The 18,793-nt window shown below is 69.1% G+C and carries 17 protein-coding genes and 1 other RNA gene; 12 read left to right on the top strand and 6 right to left on the bottom strand.

The genetic code is table 11. The features are described 5' to 3' along the window. Nucleotides 1–35 precede the first annotated feature (35 nt). The 5 genes from thiC to EOD42_RS05060 all read left to right on the top strand — a co-directional run bounded on the left by thiC (nt 36) and on the right by EOD42_RS05060 (nt 6,578). Entirely contained in the window at nt 36–1,841 is a 1,806-nt protein-coding gene (thiC, locus tag EOD42_RS05080; RefSeq protein WP_127786358.1) for a phosphomethylpyrimidine synthase ThiC, read from the top strand. Between the two features lie 293 nt (nt 1,842–2,134). Then, entirely contained in the window at nt 2,135–3,496 is a 1,362-nt protein-coding gene (gorA, locus tag EOD42_RS05075) for a glutathione-disulfide reductase (RefSeq protein ID WP_127786357.1), read from the top strand. Nucleotides 3,497–3,582: 86 nt separating this feature from the next. After that, a complete protein-coding gene (locus EOD42_RS05070) occupies nt 3,583–4,962 on the top strand; it encodes a class II 3-deoxy-7-phosphoheptulonate synthase (RefSeq protein ID WP_127786356.1) in 1,380 nt (459 codons plus the stop codon). Next, entirely contained in the window at nt 4,959–6,122 is a 1,164-nt protein-coding gene (locus tag EOD42_RS05065) for a nicotinate phosphoribosyltransferase (RefSeq protein WP_127786355.1), read from the top strand. Before EOD42_RS05070 ends, EOD42_RS05065 begins: the two co-directional genes overlap by 4 nt. A 174-nt stretch (nt 6,123–6,296) precedes the next feature. Further along, nucleotides 6,297–6,578: a YMGG-like glycine zipper-containing protein gene (locus EOD42_RS05060; RefSeq protein WP_127786354.1), complete on the top strand. Its 282-nt coding sequence runs from the start codon at nt 6,297–6,299 to the stop codon at nt 6,576–6,578. 60 nt (nt 6,579–6,638) lie between these two features. Here EOD42_RS05060 and EOD42_RS05055 read toward each other — a convergent pair whose 3' ends face one another. The 3 genes from EOD42_RS05055 to ffs all read right to left on the bottom strand — a co-directional run bounded on the left by EOD42_RS05055 (nt 6,639) and on the right by ffs (nt 9,106). After that, entirely contained in the window at nt 6,639–6,974 is a 336-nt protein-coding gene (locus EOD42_RS05055; RefSeq protein ID WP_127786353.1) for a YbaB/EbfC family nucleoid-associated protein, read from the bottom strand. An 18-nt stretch (nt 6,975–6,992) separates the two neighbouring features. Further along, a complete protein-coding gene (locus EOD42_RS05050) occupies nt 6,993–8,924 on the bottom strand; it encodes a DNA polymerase III subunit gamma/tau (RefSeq protein ID WP_240654897.1) in 1,932 nt (643 codons plus the stop codon). Between the two features lie 84 nt (nt 8,925–9,008). After that, nucleotides 9,009–9,106, bottom strand: an RNA gene (gene ffs, locus EOD42_RS05045) — signal recognition particle sRNA small type. A gap of 86 nt (nt 9,107–9,192) precedes the next feature. On the opposite strand from ffs, the gene EOD42_RS05040 reads away from it, so the two are divergent. Both EOD42_RS05040 and EOD42_RS05035 read left to right on the top strand, forming a co-directional pair. After that, nucleotides 9,193–9,621 (top strand): YHS domain-containing (seleno)protein, encoded by a 429-nt coding sequence (locus EOD42_RS05040; RefSeq protein ID WP_206020238.1) that lies wholly within the window; start codon nt 9,193–9,195, stop codon nt 9,619–9,621. A gap of 90 nt (nt 9,622–9,711) precedes the next feature. Next, a complete protein-coding gene (locus tag EOD42_RS05035; RefSeq protein WP_240654893.1) occupies nt 9,712–10,380 on the top strand; it encodes an MgtC/SapB family protein in 669 nt (222 codons plus the stop codon). A gap of 6 nt (nt 10,381–10,386) precedes the next feature. Here EOD42_RS05035 and EOD42_RS05030 read toward each other — a convergent pair whose 3' ends face one another. Genes EOD42_RS05030 through hemE form a run of 3 tightly spaced genes read right to left on the bottom strand, consistent with a single transcriptional unit; the run spans nt 10,387 to nt 13,126 of the window. Further along, a complete protein-coding gene (locus EOD42_RS05030; RefSeq protein ID WP_127786350.1) occupies nt 10,387–11,031 on the bottom strand; it encodes an HAD family hydrolase in 645 nt (214 codons plus the stop codon). Continuing rightward, nucleotides 11,028–12,089 (bottom strand): ferrochelatase, encoded by a 1,062-nt coding sequence (gene hemH / locus EOD42_RS05025; RefSeq protein ID WP_127786349.1) that lies wholly within the window; start codon nt 12,087–12,089, stop codon nt 11,028–11,030. Before hemH ends, EOD42_RS05030 begins: the two co-directional genes overlap by 4 nt. Then, nucleotides 12,089–13,126 carry a uroporphyrinogen decarboxylase gene (gene hemE / locus EOD42_RS05020; protein ID WP_127786348.1) on the bottom strand — a complete coding sequence of 346 codons (1,038 nt, stop codon included), beginning with the start codon at nt 13,124–13,126 and terminating at the stop codon, nt 12,089–12,091. The genes hemH and hemE overlap by 1 nt, the downstream gene beginning before the upstream one ends. Nucleotides 13,127–13,422: 296 nt before the next feature. On the opposite strand from hemE, the gene EOD42_RS05015 reads away from it, so the two are divergent. The 5 genes from EOD42_RS05015 (at nt 13,423) to EOD42_RS04995 (ending at nt 18,752) form a co-directional block, all read left to right on the top strand. Then, nucleotides 13,423–14,322 carry a pyruvate, water dikinase regulatory protein gene (locus EOD42_RS05015; RefSeq protein ID WP_127786347.1) on the top strand — a complete coding sequence of 300 codons (900 nt, stop codon included), beginning with the start codon at nt 13,423–13,425 and terminating at the stop codon, nt 14,320–14,322. Further along, nucleotides 14,309–14,920 carry a Maf family protein gene (locus tag EOD42_RS05010; protein ID WP_127786346.1) on the top strand — a complete coding sequence of 204 codons (612 nt, stop codon included), beginning with the start codon at nt 14,309–14,311 and terminating at the stop codon, nt 14,918–14,920. Before EOD42_RS05015 ends, EOD42_RS05010 begins: the two co-directional genes overlap by 14 nt. Continuing rightward, entirely contained in the window at nt 14,917–15,657 is a 741-nt protein-coding gene (locus tag EOD42_RS05005; protein ID WP_206020237.1) for an SDR family NAD(P)-dependent oxidoreductase, read from the top strand. Before EOD42_RS05010 ends, EOD42_RS05005 begins: the two co-directional genes overlap by 4 nt. Nucleotides 15,658–16,102: 445 nt before the next feature. Next, nucleotides 16,103–16,957, top strand: coding sequence for an NUDIX hydrolase (locus tag EOD42_RS05000; protein WP_127786345.1), 855 nt, complete (start codon nt 16,103–16,105; stop codon nt 16,955–16,957). Nucleotides 16,958–17,033: 76 nt separating this feature from the next. Next, entirely contained in the window at nt 17,034–18,752 is a 1,719-nt protein-coding gene (locus EOD42_RS04995) for a DEAD/DEAH box helicase (RefSeq protein WP_127786344.1), read from the top strand. The last annotated feature ends 41 nt before the right edge of the window (nt 18,753–18,793 follow it).

Raw genomic sequence — 18,793 nt, 5'->3', positions numbered from 1 at the left:
GATCTCCTTGAGCCATCGCCAGGAGGAGATCCAACTTGAACCACATCACCCCAGCCCCGCAGCGCGTCACCACCGGCCCCATCGAGGGTTCCCGCAAGATCTATGACGCGCCCCCCTGCGCGCCGGACATCGCCGTGCCCTTCCGCGAGGTCGCGGTGCAGGGTGAGGCCGCGATGCGGCTGTATGACCCCTCGGGCCCCTATACCGACAGCAACCACCATCTGGACCTGGCCGCCGGCCTGCCCATGGTGCGCGCCCCCTGGATCGCGAAGCGCGGCTTCGTGCCCGCCACCCCGCGCGCGGTCCGCCCGGAGGACAACGGCGATGTCGGCCCCGCCCACCTGCTGCCGCCCTGCCCCGCGCCCCGCACCCTGATCGAGGGCGTGGCCGGCAAGCCCGTCACCCAATACGAATACGCCCGCGCCGGCATCATCACCGAGGAGATGATCTACGTCGCGCATCGCGAGAACCTGGGCCGCGCCGCCATGGCTGCCGGCGCCGAGGAACGCCACGCCGACGGCGAGCAGTTCGGCGGCGAGCTGCCGCTGTTCGTCACGCCCGAATTCGTGCGCTCCGAGATCGCGCGCGGCCGCGCCATCATCCCCGCCAACATCAACCACCCCGAAGTCGAGCCGATGATCATCGGCCGCAACTTCCTGGTGAAGGTGAACGCGAACATCGGCAATTCCGCCGTCTCCTCCTCGGCCGAGGAAGAGGTCGAGAAGCTGGTCTGGTCGATCCGCTGGGGTGCGGACACCGTGATGGACCTCTCGACCGGCGGCAACATCCACAACATCCGCGGCTGGATCCTGCGCAACTCCCCGGTGCCGATCGGCACCGTGCCGATCTACCAGGCGCTGGAGAAGGTGGGCGGCGACCCGGCGGCGCTGACCTGGGAAGTGTTCCGCGACACGCTGATCGAACAGGCCGAGCAGGGCGTGGACTACTTCACCATCCACGCCGGCGTGCGCCTGCACCATGTGCCGCTGACGGCCAAGCGCGTGACGGGCATCGTCTCACGCGGTGGGTCCATCATGGCGCGCTGGTGCCTGGCGCATCACAAGGAAAGCTTCCTCTACGAGAACTTCGCCGAGATCTGCGAGATCATGCGCAAGTACGACGTGTCGTTCTCCCTCGGTGACGGCCTGCGCCCCGGCTCCATCGCCGACGCCAACGACGCGGCCCAGTTCGCCGAGCTGGAGACCCTGGGCGAGCTGACCCAGATCGCCTGGAAGCACGGCTGCCAGGTGATGATCGAGGGCCCCGGCCATGTGCCGATGCACAAGATCAAGGAGAACATGGACAAGCAGCTGCGCGAATGCGGCGAGGCGCCCTTCTACACGCTCGGGCCTTTGACCACCGACATCGCCCCCGGCTACGACCACATCACCAGCGGCATCGGCGCTGCCATGATCGGCTGGTTCGGCTGCGCCATGCTTTGCTACGTCACGCCCAAGGAGCACCTGGGCCTGCCGAACCGGGATGACGTGAAGACCGGCGTCATCACCTATCGCATCGCGGCCCACGCCGCCGATCTGGCCAAGGGCCACCCGGCGGCCAAGCTGCGCGACGACGCACTCTCCCGCGCGCGCTTCGACTTCCGCTGGCAGGACCAGTTCAACCTGGGCCTCGATCCCGACACCGCGCGTGCCTACCACGACGAGACCCTGCCGAAGGACGCGCACAAGGTGGCGCATTTCTGCTCCATGTGCGGGCCGAAGTTCTGCTCGATGAAGATCACGCAGGACCTGCGCGAGGAAGCGTCGCGCATGGAGGCGATGGCGGCCAAAAGCGTGGAGTTCAAGGAGAAGGGCGGCGGGCTGTACGTGGCTGGGGAGTGAGGAAAGGGGGCCTTGCCCCCTTGAACCCCGACCAGGGGCGCCGCCCCTGGACCCCGCCAGGAGATAATATCTCCTGGACCTGATAGGAGTTTGGCGCCCTACCTTCGCAGGTGGGGCGCCTTTTTATTATAAAAATCAATAAGAAACACCTTCCCAAGCGAAGGCGCCAACTCCCCTAGGTCCAGGACCGAGCACGGTCCTGGCGGGGGTCCAGGGGGCGGAGCCCCTTGGCCATCTTCCCCTTGCGCCCACCCCCACCCGCGCTACATCGGATCGTCCAAGGAGAGTTCCGCATGTCTCGCGACTTCGATCTGTTCGTCATCGGTGGTGGTTCCGGCGGCGTGCGCCTGGCGCGCATTTCGGCGGGCCACGGCGCGCGGGTGGGTGTGGCGGAGGAACGCTTCTGGGGCGGCACCTGCGTGAATGTCGGCTGCGTGCCGAAGAAGATCATGGTCAACGCCGCCGAATACGGCGCCTGGGCTGATGAAGCTGCGGCCTTCGGCTGGACCATCGAGAAGGGCGCGCATGACTGGGCCAAGCTGGCCGCCGCGCGCGATGCGGAAGTGTCGCGCCTGAACGGCATCTATGCGCGCCTGCTGGGCGGCGCGGGTGTCACCAGCTTCGACGCGCGCGCCACCTTCATCGACGACCACACGCTGCAGGTGGGCGACAAGACCATCACGGCGGACCGCATCGTGATCGCGACCGGCGGGCGCGCCACGCGCCTGACCATCCCGGGCGCGGAACATGGGCTGATCAGCGACGACCTGTTCACGCTGAAGGCCCTGCCGAAGCGCGTGGCGGTGTTCGGCGCGGGCTATATCGCGCTCGAATTCGCCTGCCTGCTTCAGGGGCTCGGCGCGCAGGTGGATGTGTTCTACCGCGCCTCCCTGCCGCTCACCGGCTTCGACCAGGACATCCGGGAGGTGCTGCCCGAGGCGCTGACCGCCAACGGCCTGCGCCTGCACCCGGGCGTGACCCCCACGGCCCTGTCCAAAAACGGCGAGGCCACGGTGGTGCACCTGCCCGGCGACGCGACGCTTGAGGTCGATGCCGCCTTCTTCTGCACCGGCCGCGTGGCCAACACGCGCGACCTGGGCCTGGAGAAGGCCGGCGTCGAGGTGAATGAGAAGGGTGCCGTCATCATCGACGACGACCACGCGACCAACATCAAGCACATCTACGCGCTGGGCGACGTGATCGACCGCATGAACCTGACGCCCATGGCCACCGCCGCCGGCCATGCCCTGGCGGACACGCTGTTCGGCAACAACCCGCGCAAGGTTTCCTACGAGAACGTTCCCACCGCCGTCTTCACCTCGCCCCCGATCGGCACGGTGGGCCTGACGGAGGCCGAGGCCGCTGCCCGCGGCCCCTGCGACATCTACGTCGCGCGCTTCACCCCCATGCGCCACACCATCAGCAAGAAGGAGGGCCGCAAGACCCTGATGAAGCTGGTGGTGGACCAGAAGACGCAGAAGATCCTGGGCGCCCACATGCTGGGCGAGGATTCCGCCGAGATCATGCAGGGCATCGGCATCGCCGTGGTGATGGGCGCCACCAAGCAGGATTTCGACCGCACCATCGGCATCCACCCGACGGCGGCGGAGGAGTTTGTCACGCTTCGCACGCGCACTAGGGTTGCGGGCGGCTGAGCAAGCCGAGAGTAGCGCGCGCCATATTTCCGCCATATGGTGCGCCCCTTGCCCAACTACTGGGCCCTCTAGGAGGAGCGCAAACAATGGCACGCGCATGGAGCCCGCAGAGCTGGCGGGACATGCCCATCCGGCAGGTGCCGGATTATCCCGACATGTCCGCCCTGACGGCCATGGAGAAGAAGCTCGCGTCGTTTCCCCCGCTGGTTTTTGCAGGCGAATGCGAACGCCTGAAGGCCGCGCTGGCGGAGGCCGGGCAGGGCCGTGCTTTTGTTTTGCAGGGCGGCGACTGCGCCGAGAGCTTCGGCGACTTCCGCGCCGACCCGATCCGCGACAGCTTCCGCGTGCTGCTGCAGATGGCCGTCATCCTCACCTTCGGCGCCACGGTGCCGGTGGTGAAGCTCGGCCGCATGGCCGGCCAGTTCGCCAAGCCGCGTTCGTCCGACACCGAGACGGTGGACGGCGTCACCCTGCCTTCCTATCGCGGTGACATCATCAACGGCCCCGAATTCAGCGCCGAGGCCCGCATCCCCGACCCGTCGCGGATGGAATTCGCCTACATGCAGTCGGCCGGCACGCTGAACCTGCTGCGCGCTTTCGCGACCGGCGGCTTCGCCGACCTGCACGAGGTCCATAAGTGGAACCTCGATTTCGTCGGCAAGAGCGACGCCTGGGCCCAGTACCAGGGCCTGGCGCACCGCATCGAGGAAACGCTCTCCTTCATGGCCGCCTGCGGCATGAACAGCGAGAACGCGCCCCAGATCCGCGAAACGGCCTTCTACACCAGCCACGAGAGCCTGCTGCTGCCTTACGAGGAAGCGCTGACCCGCATGAGCTCGACCCACAACAAGCACTACGCCTGCAGTGCCCACTTCCTCTGGATCGGGGACCGTACCCGCCAGCTGGACGGCGCGCATGTGGAGTTCCTGCGCGGGGTGGCCAACCCCATCGGCATGAAGGTGGGCCCGACCACCGAGGCCGAGGACCTGATCGCGATCACCGAACGCCTGAACCCCAACAACGAGATGGGCCGCCTCACGCTCATCACGCGCATGGGTGCGGCCAAGGTGGCCGAGAAGCTGCCCCCCCTGCTGCGCGCGGTGCGCGATGCCGGCCGCAACGTGGTGTGGCTGTGCGACCCCATGCACGGCAACACCACCACCCAGGCCGGCTACAAGACCCGGAACTTCGACGCCATCCTGGACGAGGTGAAGGGCTTCTTCGACGCGCATGAGGAAGCGGGCACCATCGCCGGCGGCGTGCATGTGGAAATGACCGGCCAGGACGTGACGGAATGCACGGGCGGCGCCAACCGCCTGACCGCCGCCGACCTGTCGGCCAACTACGCCACCACCTGCGACCCGCGGCTGAACGCCGCGCAGTCGCTGGAACTGGCCTTCCGCCTGGCGGAGGGCCTGAAGGCCCGCCGCCACCCGCCCATCGTCGCGGCCCGCGCCGCTGAATGAGCGACACTGAAGCTGAATCCGACGCGTCCATCCGGGCGCGCACGGATGCCTACTTCAACCGCACCCGGGCCATCGTCGAGAAATTCGGCGATGCCCAGGTGACCTACGCGGTGTTCCTGCGCCGGCCCGTCATCTCGGCGCCGCGCATGGCGGTGGACTGGCTGCGCGCCGTCGCCGCCCGCCGCGGCACCAGCATCAGCATCGAGGTGCTGCACGAGGAAGGCACCTGGGTCGGCGCCGGTGACCCGCTGCTGTACCTCAGCGGGTCCTTCGCGCAGCTGTCGGACCTTGAGACGCTGTACCTGCAGAAGCTGGGCGCGCCCTGCGTGGCGGCCCACAACGCCTATCAGATGGCCCTCGAACTGCCCAACGCCACCTTCCTGGCGATGGAGGCCCGGCACTGCGCCGGCGCCGAGATGCAGGACATGATGGGCTATGCCGCCTCCGTCGGCAGCCGCGCCGCCCAGAAGGAAGGTGCGAAGGGCTTTATCGGCAACGCCAACGACTTCACGGCCCACTGGTTCGGCCAGCCCAAGGGCTTCGGCACCATGCCGCATGCCCTGATCGGCTATGCCGGCAGCACCGTCCGCGCGGCCGAGATGTTCCACGAGGCCTTCCCGGACGAGAACCTGACCGTCCTCGTCGATTATTTCGGGCGCGAGATCACCGATGCGCTGGCCGTCTGCCACCGCTTCTCCGACCTCGCGAAGGCCGGCCGGATGTCCTTCCGCCTGGACACCCATGGCGGCCGCTTCCTGGAGGGGCTGGACCCCGCCGAGAGCTATGCCGTGCTGGAACGCCACGCGCCGGGCGCCGTGCGGCGCTACCGCTCCGAGACGGAGCTGCGCCACCTGGTGGGCACCGGCGTTTCCGCCGCCGCCATCTGGCGCATGCGAGAGGCACTGGACGAAGCGGGCTTCCCGGCGGTGAAGATCGTGGCTTCCTCGGGCTTCGGCGTGGGCAAGTGCCGCGTGATGCATGAGGCCAAGGCCCCCGTCGATGTGGTGGGCACCGGCAGCTTCATCCCCGAGATCTGGAACGAGACCTATGCCACCGCCGATATCGTCGAATATGACGGCGCGGCGCGGGTGAAGATCGGTCGCGAATTCCTGCTGCGCCACGCCCGGGCGCGCCAGAAAAAGGACGGCGGCGGCCAGTGATCACGAGGCCGCGAGCCACCGCCCGCGCCCCGCACCGCCTTGGAACCGCCGCAAAGCGTCCCTAACTCGGCACGGTAAACCCGTGTCGGCCCTGTAATTGTTGCAACCATCGGGGCCGGTATGGTGTTGTCTTTGTGATGCAACCGCGGCCCGTGGGGCCGCAATGGAGACGCCATGTTCCGCAAGCTCGCGCTGCCGCTGGTTCTGGTGGGCGCCCTGGGCGCCACCGCCTGCACCAATCCCTATGACCCCGGCCAGCGTGCCGCCGGTGGCGCCCTGATCGGCGCGGGCTCCGGCGCGGCGCTGGGCGCCATCGCCGGCGGTGGCCGTGGTGCGGCCATCGGTGCCATCGCGGGTGGCCTGGTCGGCGGCGCCGCCGGCGTCGTCACCACCCCGCAGGCCCCGCCGCCGGCCTATGCGCCGGCCCCGGCCTACTCCTCGCCCTACGGCAAGTAAGAACGGAAAAGGCCCCCTCGGGGGCCTTTTTTTATGGGCGCGCGTGGGGGCTTCGCCGTCTCAGAACGGCAGCTTGAACCCACCCGGCAGCCCGCCCGGCAGGTTCAGCCCGGCGGTGGCCTTCTGCATTTCCTCGGCCATCATGCCTTCCACCTTCTGCTTGGCGTCCGCATGGGCGGCCATGATCAGGTCTTCCAGCACCTCGCGCTCATCGGCCACCATCAGGCTGGGGTCGATGCTGATGCGCTTCAGGTCGCCCTTGCCGGTCAGCTTCACCTTCACCATCCCGGCGCCGGCCTGGCCTTCCACCTCGGTGGCCTCAAGCTTGGCCTGCATCTCGGCCATCTTGCCTTGCATCTGCTGGGCCTGCTTCAGCATGTTGGTCAGGTTCTTCATACCTCGTTCCTCATGGGCTCAGTCCTCGTCTGAAGGGGCTTCATCGTCATCATAGGCCGGCATGGCGTCCGGCGGGGCGAATTCGGGCAGGTCGTCGGGCGATTCAGCCACGCGCCCCAGCAGGGCCGCGCCGATCAGCCCGTAATTGTCGGCGCGGGTGTCGCGCACATTCTGCACCTCGGCACCCGGAAACGCCGCCAGAATGGCCTGCACGAAGGGATGAACGCGCGCGGCGGCCAGGCGTTCGGCCTCGGCGGCCTTGCCCTGGTCGCCCAGTGTCGCGGCGCCCTGGTCGCGGGAAATGGTGACCACCCAGCGCGTGCCCGTCGCCTTTTCCAGCAGCAGCGACAGCTTGCCCGCCAGGTCGCGCGGCGCGGCGGGGCGGGGCACGATCTCGATCTTGCCCGGCGCCAGGGAAACGGGATGCACCTCATGCCGCAGCTGGGCGTGCAGGGCAGGGTCCGGATCGGCGGCCAGGGCCACCACCTCCTGCCAGGTCGTGGGCATCGGCGCGAATTGCGGCGCGGCCTCGGGTTCCGCCACCACCACGGCACCGCCGCCCGCGATGGCGCGCAGGGTGGGGCCGCCGCCGCCGCCATTCGGGTTCGGGCGCGGCGCGGCGGGGGCACCGCCGCCCTCGGTCAGGCGCCGCACCAGATCACCCGGCGTGGGCATATCCGCCACATGCGCCAGCCGGATCAGCACCATCTCCAGCGCCGCGCGCCGGTCGGGGGCCTCAGCGATCTCTGGCACACCCTTCAGCAGGATCTGCCAGGCGCGGCCCAGCACGGGCACACTCAGCTTCTGCGCCAGCGCGGCACCGCGCGTGCGCTCATGCTCAGGCAAGGAAAGGTCGCCCGCCAGCCCAGGCACGGCGTGCAGCCGCGTGAGCGTGTGGGTCAGCTCCAGCATGTCCGCCAGCACCACCCCGGGCTCGGCCCCGCGCTCATGCGCGCGGTCCAGGTGGCCGATCAGCGCCGGCATGTCGCCGGTCAGCGCCGCCTCCAGCGCGTCCAGCACCAGGGTGCGGTCCGCCAGGCCCAGCATTTCCCGCACCGTCTCACCGGTCACGGCCCCGGCCGAGAGCGCGATCGCCTGGTCCAGCAGCGACAGCCCGTCGCGCACCGAGCCATCCGCCGCGCGGGCGATGATGGACAGCGCCTCTTCCTCGGCTTCCACGCCCTCTTTCGCGCAGATATTGCCGTAATGGGCACGCAGCGTCGCTTGCGGCACGCGGGGCAGGTGGAAGGTCTGGCAGCGCGACAGGATGGTCGCGGGCACCTTGCGCAGTTCCGTGGTGGCGAAGATGAACTTCACCGCCGGCGGCGGTTCCTCCAGCGTCTTCAGCAGCGCGTTGAACGCCGCGTTGGACAGCATGTGCACTTCGTCGAGGATATAGATCTTGAAGCGCGCCTGGGCAGGCCGATAGCGCACGGCCTCCCGCAGCTCACGCACATCGTCCACGCCGTTGTTGCTGGCGGCGTCCAGCTCCATCACATCCGGGTGGCGGTCGGCCAGGATGGCGGTGCAGTTGGCGCACACGCCGCAGGGCTCGGGCGTGGGCCCGCCATTGCCGTCCACGCCGATGCAGTTCAGCGCGCGGGCGATGATGCGGGCCGTGGTGGTCTTGCCCACGCCGCGCACGCCGGTCAGCATGAAGGCGTGCGCCACGCGGCCGGTGGCGAAGGCATTGCGCAGGGTGCGCACCAGCGCGTCCTGGCCCACCAGCTCCGAGAAATCCCTGGGGCGGTATTTCCGCGCCAGCACGCGATAGGGCTGGCCATCGGCGGCGGGCTTCGGCGCGGCCACCGGTGCCGGCGCCGCGGCAGCCACGGGCGGCGGCGGCGGATCGTCGAATCCGAACAGGCCGGGGCCTTCGGGGGCAGGGGGCTCGGGGATGGCGTCTTCCGCCGGATCCGGCGCATCGGCGCCGAACATGTCGCTCGTCATCGACCCCCGCTTGCAAAGCCATGTGCGTGGCCTGCTGATCCGCTCCGTTCGCTGCCAGCAGCGACCTGCGCGGGCAGGACACGGGTGGAAGGCCGGCTGAGCGACCCGAGCGAGAACCCGTTACGGCTGCTTCCTTCCGGACCTGACCGGGTTGGCGAGGAGCCCGTCCGCCGCCGACCTTCCGCCCCCCATATCGCGTGCCGTGCGCCTGAGGGCAAGGGCAGCGGAACCGATGACCGCCATTCGGCGTATAAGGGGCATGACCCGCATGATCCTCCGCCGCGCCGCGCTGGCGCTGCTCGCCCTGCTGCCCTCCACCGCCTTCGCGCGCCAGAACCTGACGCGCGGCCTGGCCATCCAGGGCTATGACCCCGTGGCCTATTTCACGGAAAACCGCGCCCGGCGCGGCCGGTATGAGATCAGCACCCGCTGGAACGGCGCCACCTGGCGCTTCGCCACGGCCGAGCACCGCCGGCTGTTCCTGGAGGATCCTGCCCGATATGCCCCCGCCTATGGCGGCTTCTGCGCCTATGCGGTGTCCGAGGGCTATACCGCCACCGTCGACCCCACCGCCTTCACCATCGTCGATGGCAGGCTGTACCTGAACTACAGCCACGGCGTTCAGGCCCGCTGGCGGGAAAACCGGGATGAACGCATCCGCCGCGCGGACGGGAACTGGCCGGGCCTGTCGCGCTGAGTTTACGTTGCCCCGGCCGGCGCGGGCGGGTTACACGCGACCATGAGCTTCATCCAGACCTTTGAATTATTTCAGTTTCTTGACAGCGTGATGAGCCTAGGCGCCGCCTTCATCCTGGGCGCGCTGATCGGGGCGGAACGCCAGTACCGCCAGCGCACCGCGGGGCTGCGCACCACCGTGCTGGTCGCCGTGGGTGCGGCTGCCTTCGTGGACCTGGCCCAACGCATCGCCGGCACGACAGAGGCCGTGCGGGTCATTTCCTATGTCGTCTCCGGCATCGGCTTCCTGGGCGCGGGCGTCATCATGAAGGACGGCCCGAATGTGCGCGGCCTGAACACCGCAGCCACCCTGTGGTGCGCGGCCGCCGTCGGCGCCTGTGCCGGCACCGACATGCTGGCCGAGGCCGCGCTGCTGACCGCCTTCGTCCTGCTGGGCAACACCGCGCTGCGCCATCTGGTGAACCTGATCAACCGCACCCCCATCAACGAACGCGACGGCGAGGCCAGCTACAAGGTCTCCGTCATCTCCACCCTGGATGCGATGCCCGAAGCCCGGGACCTGCTGGTGGACCGGCTGGAGGCCGCGAAGCTCGGCATCAGCGAGGTGACCGTGACCGAACGCGGCGAGGACAAGGCCGAGATCGCCGCCCGCCTGGTGCATCTGGCGCTGGAACCGGCGGAGCTGGACAAGGTGCTGGCCGAGGTGGACCGGGCACCCGGCGTGCTGCATTCGACCTGGGAAAGCAGCCGGCTGGGGTAGCCGGCGTCACACCCCCAGCAGGTTCGGCAGCGCCGCCATGCTGGTGAACACCTGCGCCCCGGCCGAGGCCAATGCCTCCGCCGGCGTTTCATGCGCGAAGCCCAGCACCCGGCACCCGGCCGCGCGCCCCGCGCGCACGCCGGTCACGCTGTCCTCGATCACCACACAGTCGCGCGCTTCCGCCCCGCAGCTTTTCGCCGCCGCCAGGTAGATGTCGGGGTGCGGCTTGGGGCGCGGCACGTCCTGGAAGCTGAACACGCGGCTGCCGAACACATCGCCCAGCGCCAGCACGCGGATCTTGGTCTCCAGCTCCTCACGCGAGGAATTGCTGGCGATCGCGACCGTATAGGCGCCCGCCACCTTCCGCAGCGCCTCCAGCGCGCCGGGAATGGGCATGGCCTCGGTCGCCAGCGTGCGCGACAGCTTGTGCGAGAAACTGCCCTCCCACCCCGCCGGCAGGGTGCCGGTATGCTTCTCGATCACCACGCGGATGTCGGGCCAGGCCATGCCCAGGAAGCGTTCCCGCGCCTCGGGGCCCTCCATGGCCCAGCCGCGCTGGGTCAATTCCTCGGCCAGCAGCCGGTTCACCAGCCCTTCGCTGTCGGCCAGCACGCCATCGCAGTCGAACAACACGGCAGCGGGGCGGATCATGCGGCGCGAACCTTGGCGTGGGGGCAGTCGGTATGGGTCTTGGGGCATTGGCGGCCGCCCCTGAAGCTGCACAGCGGGCGTTCGGCCGCCAGGGTGCGCCGCGCCAGCCCCGCCAGAGAGGCGATGAACGCCGCGTCGCTGTTCTGCGCCGGCACCCGGAAATAGCCCGGCACGCCCTTGTGGTCCGCGATCTCGCGGTATTCCACGTCCAGCTCCACCAGGGTTTCCGAATGCTCGGAGACGAAGGCGATGGGGCAGACCAGCAGCGCCACCTTCCCGGCCGCCGCGCGCTCGATCTCGGCTTCCGTGCTGGGCCCGATCCATTTCTGCGGCGTCACGCGGGACTGATAGCACACCACATGGTCCAGCCCGGGCTCATCCAGCGCCTTCACCACCGCGGCCACCGTCTGCTCGACCTGCCACTGATAGGGGTCGCCCTGCTTCACGATGGTCTCGGGCAGGCCATGCGCGCTGAACAGCACGCGCAGCTTCTGGCCGGGGGCCAGGCTTGCCTGGGCCTGGCGCAGGCTTTCGCGCACCATCGCGGCGGTGGCGGCGGCGAAATCATCGTCCGAATGCCAGCAGCACAGGGTCTGGCTCGGCACGGACAGGCCGATCTTCGCGGCGGCCTCATCCCAGGCGGTCTGGCTGCTGCCGGTCGTGGTGGTGGAATATTGCGGGTACAGCGGCAGCAGCAGCACCCGCGTGGCCCCCCATTCCTTCACCTGCCGGGCGGCCTCGTCGCTGAAGGGGTGCCAGTACCGCATGGCGACGAAGCAACGGTATTCGCGCCCTTCCTCACCCGCCAACGCGCCTTCCAACGCCTGTCCCTGCGCTACCGTCAGCTCCAGCAACGGCGAACGCCCGCCGATGATGGCGTAGTTCTCCTGCGCCGGCTTTTCGCGCCGCCAGGCGATGAACTTGCCCAGCCACGGCCGGATGAAGCCGGGCACGCGCAGGATGGCGGGGTCGGTGAACAGGTTTTCCAGGAAGGGCCGAACCGCCTGGGGGCTGTCCGGCCCACCCAGGTTCAGCAGCACGATGGCGACTTTTTCCATCAGCCGCCCCGCACCAGCCGCAGCGCCTGCACCACATGCTCGATCGGGGTTTCCTTCTCGATGCCGTGGCCCAGGTTGAAGATGAACGGGCGCCCACGCATGGTCGACAGCAGCGTCCGCGCCTCCGTCTCCAGCGCGATGCCGCCGGCCAGCAGCGCCAGCGGGTCGAGGTTACCCTGCAGCGCCATGTTGTCCGGCACCACCTGCGCGGCCCAGCGCGGATCGGTGTGGGTATCCATCCCGATGCCCTGCATGCCGGTCTTGGCCGCGTAATCCCCGAGCATGAGCCCCGCGAGGCGGGGGAACCCGATCATCGGGATATGCGGCGCGGCCTGGGCCACCGCGCGCCTGATCGCGGCCGTGGGGTCGATCACCCAGCGCCGGAACTGGTTGGGCGAAAGCAGCCCCGACCAGCTGTCGAACAGCATCAGCGCCTCGGCCCCTGCCTCCACCTGCGCCAGCAGATAATCCACCGTGGCGTCGGTCAGGATGCGGATCAGCCGCGCGAAGAAGGTGGGGTCGGCATAGGCCAGTTCCCGCGTCAGGGCGAAATCGCTGCCGCCCTTGCCCTCGACCATATAGCACGCGACCGTGAAGGGGCTGCCCGCGAAGCCGATCAGGCTGGTGCGGCTGCCGGCCTCGTCCAATGCCTCCCGCACGCGGGACACCGTCTCGAAGATCGGCGCGGCCGTGCCGCGCAGGGCTGCCGGGTTCAGGCGCGACAGCGCCGCCATGTCCTGGATGGGTTCCAGCCGCGGGCCCTCGCCCTCCGCCATCCACAGCTTCTGCCCCATGGCCCAGGGCACCATCAGGATGTCGCTGAACAGGATGGCGCCGTCCATGCCGTAGCGCCGCACGGGCTGCAGCGTGACCTCGGCCGCGAGCTCGGGCGTGGTGGCCAGCGCCAGGAAGCTGCCCGCCTGGGCGCGCGTGGCCTTGTACTCGGGCAGATGCCTGCCCGCCTGGCGCATCATCCATACGGGGGGCGGCCAGACGGGCTGGCCCTGAAGCGCGGCAAGGAGGGGTTTTTCGGTCATCGCGCTCCCCTTCTCTAACAATAAAGAGAATCTAGAAAGAGTTGGGTTGGTGGTGGTGCTGTGGATTATGTGAAACCCCACTCATCCGCGTTCCGCCATCAGGGATGTCCGTTTTGTTCACGTCGCGAACATCGAGGATTCCCCTGGGCTGGCGCAAGCTGTCCACATCATCCACATTTTCCCTCGGCGCCGCCGCCCGGGTTATCAAACTGTGCAATGGATGCCCAGGACTCCCGGCGGCGTGCCGGGCGGGGTGATTCCATCCCCGCTTTTCCACACCATTCACGGAATTCCCCATGGTGAACCGCAGCATCAACCTGCACCTGGTGTCCGACAGCACGGGAGAGACGCTGAACTCCATCGCGCGCGCCGTGCTGTCGCGGTTCGACAACCCGCATGTCATCCATCACCGCTGGTCGCTCGTGCGCTCCCGCATGAACCTGGACCAGGTGCTGGAGGGGCTGGAGGCCGAGCCCGGCCCCGTCATGTTCACCCTGGTGGACCGTTCCCTGCGCGCCGCGCTGGAGGAAACCTGCCACCGGCTGGATATCCAGTGCGTCTCGGTGCTGGACCCGGTGGAGGACATGCTGACCCATGCGATCGGCATGCCCGCCCGGCAGAAGCGCGCCGCCCAGCATGTGATGGACGCCGACTATTTCCGCCGCATCGACGCCATGCACTATGTATTGGCGCATGATGACGGCCAGGGCCTGACCGGCATCGCCAATGCCGATGTCGTGCTGGTGGGCGTGTCCCGCAGCAGCAAGACGCCCACCTGCTTCTATCTGGCCAATCGCGGCGTGAAGGCGGCCAACGTGCCGCTGGTGCCCGGCGCCGCCATCCCCGGGGAACTGGACGACCCCCCCTGCCCGGTGGTGGGCCTGACCATCGACCCGAAATCCCTGATCGACATCCGCCGCACGCGCCTCAAGATCATCGGCACCGGCGGCGTGCGCCAGGGCGAGACGGATTACGTGAACGAGGAAGCGGTGAAGGCCGAGATCATCGCCGCCCGCCGCCTCTGCGCCCAGCGCGGCTGGCCCGTCATCGACGTGACCCGCCGCAGCATCGAGGAAACGGCCGCGACCATCATGCAGCAGATGGAGCTGTGGCATAAGAAACGCGGCAACCACACGGACCACGCGCCCGAGGACCCCGCCGCTATCGTGCTCGGCCGCCCCGATGCCGCAGGCTGAATTTCCGCCGCTGGTCCTGGCCAGCCAGTCCTCCGCCCGGCGCGGCCTGCTCGCGGCCGCCGGCCTGCGCTTCACGGCGGAGGCCGCCCATGTGGATGAGGACGCGCTGAAGGCCGCCGCCCGCGCCGAGGAATACAGCCCCGAGGACGCCGCCGTGCTGCTGGCCGATGCCAAGGCCGAGCGTATCTCCCGCCGTCGGCCCGAGGCGCTGGTGCTGGGCGCCGACCAGATCCTGGAATGCGAGGGCAGCTGGTTCGACAAGCCGGCGGACATGGCCGGCGCCGCCGCCCATCTGCGCGCGCTGTCGGGCAAGCGGCACCGGCTGGTGAACGGCATCGTGGCCTTCCGGGGCGGCAGCCGCATCTGGACGCATCTGGACAGCCCGAAACTCTGGGTGCGCCCGCTGTCCGAAACCTTCATCGAGGAATATCTGGCACTGGAAGGCGAGGCGGTGCTCTCCAGCGTCGGCGCCTATCGGCTCGAGGGGCCGGGCATCCAGCTTTTCGACCGCATCGAGGGCGAACACAGCAGCATTCTCGGCCTGCCCATGCTGGCGGTGCTGGGCTTCCTGCGTCAGCAAGGGGTATTGCCGGCATGAGCGGCTATCGGAAGACCATGCTGCTGACCGGCGCCAGCCGGGGCATCGGCCATGCCACGGTCAAGGTGTTCCAGGCCGCGGGCTGGCGCATCCTCACCGTTTCCCGCCAGCCGTTTTCCGAGGAATGCCGCTGGCCCGAGGCCCGCGACAGCCACCTGCAGGCCGATCTGGAAAACCCGCAGGACGTGGCCTCGCTGGTCGATGTCGTGCGCAACCGCCTGCCGGACGGCAAGCTGCATGCGCTGGTGAACAATGCCGGCATCTCCCCCAAGGGGCCGGGCGGGTCGCGGCTGGGCGTGCTGGACAGCGACCACGACCTCTGGACCTCGGTGTTCAACGTGAACCTGTTCAGCACGGCGCTGCTGGCGCGCGGGCTGTTCCGGGAATTGAAGCTGGCCCAGGCCTCGGTCGTGAACGTGACCAGCATCGTGGGTTCGCGCGTGCATCCCTTCGCGGGGGCGGCCTATGCCTGTTCCAAGGCGGCGCTGGCCGCGCTGACGCGGGAAATGGCACATGAATTCGGCCCGCACGGCGTGCGCGTGAACGCCATCGCCCCTGGTGAGATCGACACCTCCATCCTGTCCCCCGGCACCGAGAAGATCGTGGAGGAGCAGATCCCGATGAAGCGGCTGGGCGAGGCCACGGAGGTGGCGCAGACCATCCTGTTCCTGTGCTCGGGCCAGAGCAGCTACATCAACGGCGCCGAGATCCACATCAATGGCGGCCAGCACGTTTAGGCATCCGGGGTAATCTTTCGACACAAGCCGGTCAAACCGCTGCCACACTTCGCGGGCTAACTCCCCTTCACCGCAACGGGAGTGGAAAAGATGGTCGCCTCGGGCACGCTCTGGCCGACGCTTCTGGCCACCTGGCTCAGTATTTCCCCGGTGCCTGTCAGCACCGGTTCGCAGACGGTGGCCGGCAATCCATCGGTGCCGGCCCTGCCGGTGACGCAGGCCCCGGCAACGCGGCCGGGCAGGGAATAGAAATCTTCTTTTTCTGAAGAAAAAGAAGCAAAAAGACTTTTCTATTTGGTACCCTGATGATGAAGGCGCCCCCCGGCCTCCATCACCCCCTTAAATTCCCAAAAGTTTTTTGGTTCTTTTTTCCAAAAAAGAACATCTACTCTTTCCACCTGCCCAGGGATTGAGGCCCCGCCTCGCCGCACCCATAAGGGTGCCCATGCCTGCCCTGATCCGCCACATCGAAGCCTGCAACAACCTGCGTGACTTCGCCCCCCGCCTGCCATGGCGCATCGCAGGGCGGAATGTCGGCTGGGTGCAGCCCGCCCTGCACCAGGCGCTGCGCGAATTTCCCGAGACCTTCGCGGTGTCCGAGACCGGCGCCGACCTCTCGCCCGCGCTGACCACGCCTGAGGCCCGCACCGCCGCCCTTGCCGCCGTCGCCGCCGCCCTGGCGCCGCGCCGCTTCTTGCGCATCCGGCGGGAATTGTTCGATGTCCGCCCCGATGCGCGCGCCGAGAGCCTGGCCGCGCTGGACCGCGGTGCCATCCCGGCCTTCGGCGTCATCGGCCAGGGCGTGCACCTGAACGGGCTGGTCCGCCGCGCGGACGGGCTGCACATCTGGGTGGGCGTGCGCTCCACCACCAAGGCCGTGGCCCCCGGCCAGCTGGACAATGTCGTGGCGGGCGGCATCCCCGCCGGCTACGCGCCGCTCGCCTGCCTCATCAAGGAAGCCGAGGAGGAAGCGGGCATGCACGCTTCCCTGCTCGACACCGTGCGCCCCACCGCCCGGCTGGACTACATGCTGGACGCGCCCGAGGGCATGCGCCGCGACATCCTGCATGTGTTCGACCTGGATCTTCCCGAAGATTTCATCCCCCGCCCCAATGACGACGAGGTGGAGCGCTTCGAGCTGTGGCCCGCCGCCCGGCTGCTGGAATGCCTGCGGGAGCAAGACAACATCAAGTTCAACGTGAATCTCGTACTGATCGATCTGTTCCTGCGGGAAGGTTTGATCGATCCGGAAAGCGAGGAAGGCAAGACGCTGCGCGCGGGTCTGACGCGGGGGCAGTAGTCCCCCCGCAGATGCGCCCCTGCCGCGCGGGTTTTGCGTTTGACCCTCGGGGGTTAACTGCCCAAAAGCCCGCGCCATGCCTTTCTCCCGTCTGCCTGCGCCGCTTGCGGCGGCCCTGACCGCGCGCGGTTACACGCCCACCCCCGTCCAGTCCGCCGTGCTGGAGGCGCCGACCGACCGCGACCTGCTGGTCTCCGCCCGCACCGGCTCGGGCAAGACGGTCGCCTTCGGCGTCGCCATCGCGGCGAACCTGCTGGGCGATGCCACGCGCCTGCCGCCCGCCGGCGCGCCGCTCGCCCTCGTCATCGCCCCCACCCGTGAGCTGGCCCTGCAGGTCCGCACCGAACTGACCTGGCTGTATGCCGAGGCCGGCGGCCGCGTCGGCGGCGCCGTGGGCGGCATGGACCCGATGACGGAACGCCGCGCCTTCCAGCACGGCGTGCACATCGTGGTCGGCACCCCCGGCCGCGTCCGCGACCATATCGAGCGCGGCAACCTGCCCACCGAGGGCCTGCGCGCCGTCGTGCTGGACGAAGCGGACGAGATGCTCGACCTCGGCTTCCGTGAGGAGCTGGAGGCGATCCTGGACGCCGCGCCGCCTGAGCGCCGCACCCTGATGTTCAGCGCCACCGTGCCGCGCCCCATCGCGCAGCTGGCCAAGTCCTATCAGAAGGACGCGCTGCGGCTCGAGGTGAACTCCGCCAACGAGCAGCACGGCGACATCACCTACCGCGCCGCCCTGATCGCCCCGCAGGACAGCGAGCGCGCGGTGGTGAACGCGCTGCGCTTCGAGAACCCGCGCCTGGCGATGGTGTTCTGCGCCACCCGCGCGGAAGTCGCGCGCCTGTCCTCCTCGCTGGCCGAGCGCGGCTTCCCGGCCGTGGCCCTGTCCGGTGAGATGAGCCAGGCCGAGCGCAACCGCGCGCTGCAGATGCTGCGCGACGGCCGCGCCAAGGTGTGCGTCGCCACCGACGTGGCCGCCCGCGGCATCGACCTGCCGGAGCTCGGCCTCGTCATCCACGCCGACCTGCCGCGTGACCCCGAGACCCTGCAGCACCGTTCCGGCCGCACCGGCCGCGCGGGCCGCAAGGGCGTTTCCATGATGCTGGTGCCCGTGAACAAGCGCCGGATCGCGGAGCGCCTGCTGGCCGCCGCCCGCGTCCAGGCCGAATGGGGCCCCGCGCCCGATGCCGAGGCCGTGCGCGGCCGCGACAATGAGCGCCTGGTCGAGGAAGCCAAGACCCTGCTGGAAACCCCGGCCGAGGAAAACGACGTGGCGATCGCGGGCTTCATCGATGCCCCGCGTGACGCGCTGGCCGCCGCCCTGATCAAGCTGCTGCGCGGCCCGCTGCCGGCGCCCGAGGAACTGGCCGACGTCTCCCCCAACGCCGCCCGGCCCGAGCGCGCGATGCGCCGCGAGGACAACCCGAACGCCGTGTGGTTCCACACCAATGTGGGCCGCCAGGACGGTGCCGACCCGAAGTGGCTGCTGCCCTTCCTGTGCCGCCGCGGCCACGTGACGCGCGACATGATCGGGCGCATCCGCATCCTGGGCAACGAGACGCAGTTCGAGGTCTCCGCCCAGGTCGCCCAGCGCTTCGCGGAGGCCGCCCGCAAGGGTGACGGCAAGGACGCCGATGTGCTGGTGGAGCCGATGGACGCGCTGCCGCGCGCCCCGCATTCCGGCCCCCGCCCGGAGTACCGCCAGCGTCCGCGCAGCGAGGGCGGCTATCCGCCGCGCGCCGCCTCCAGGGCGGAACCCAGGGGCGAAGGGCCGCGTCGCTACCGTAAGTAGTTCATTAGTGCAGGCGATTTCGTTCGGCGCCGATCCGGTCT

Origin of the sequence: Rhodovarius crocodyli, from assembly GCF_004005855.1 — a bacterium.
GTDB classification, from domain to species: Bacteria; Pseudomonadota; Alphaproteobacteria; order Acetobacterales; family Acetobacteraceae; genus Rhodovarius; species Rhodovarius crocodyli.
Note: the sequence above shows the minus strand (reverse complement) of the source record. Positions and strands in the feature narration are given on the sequence as shown.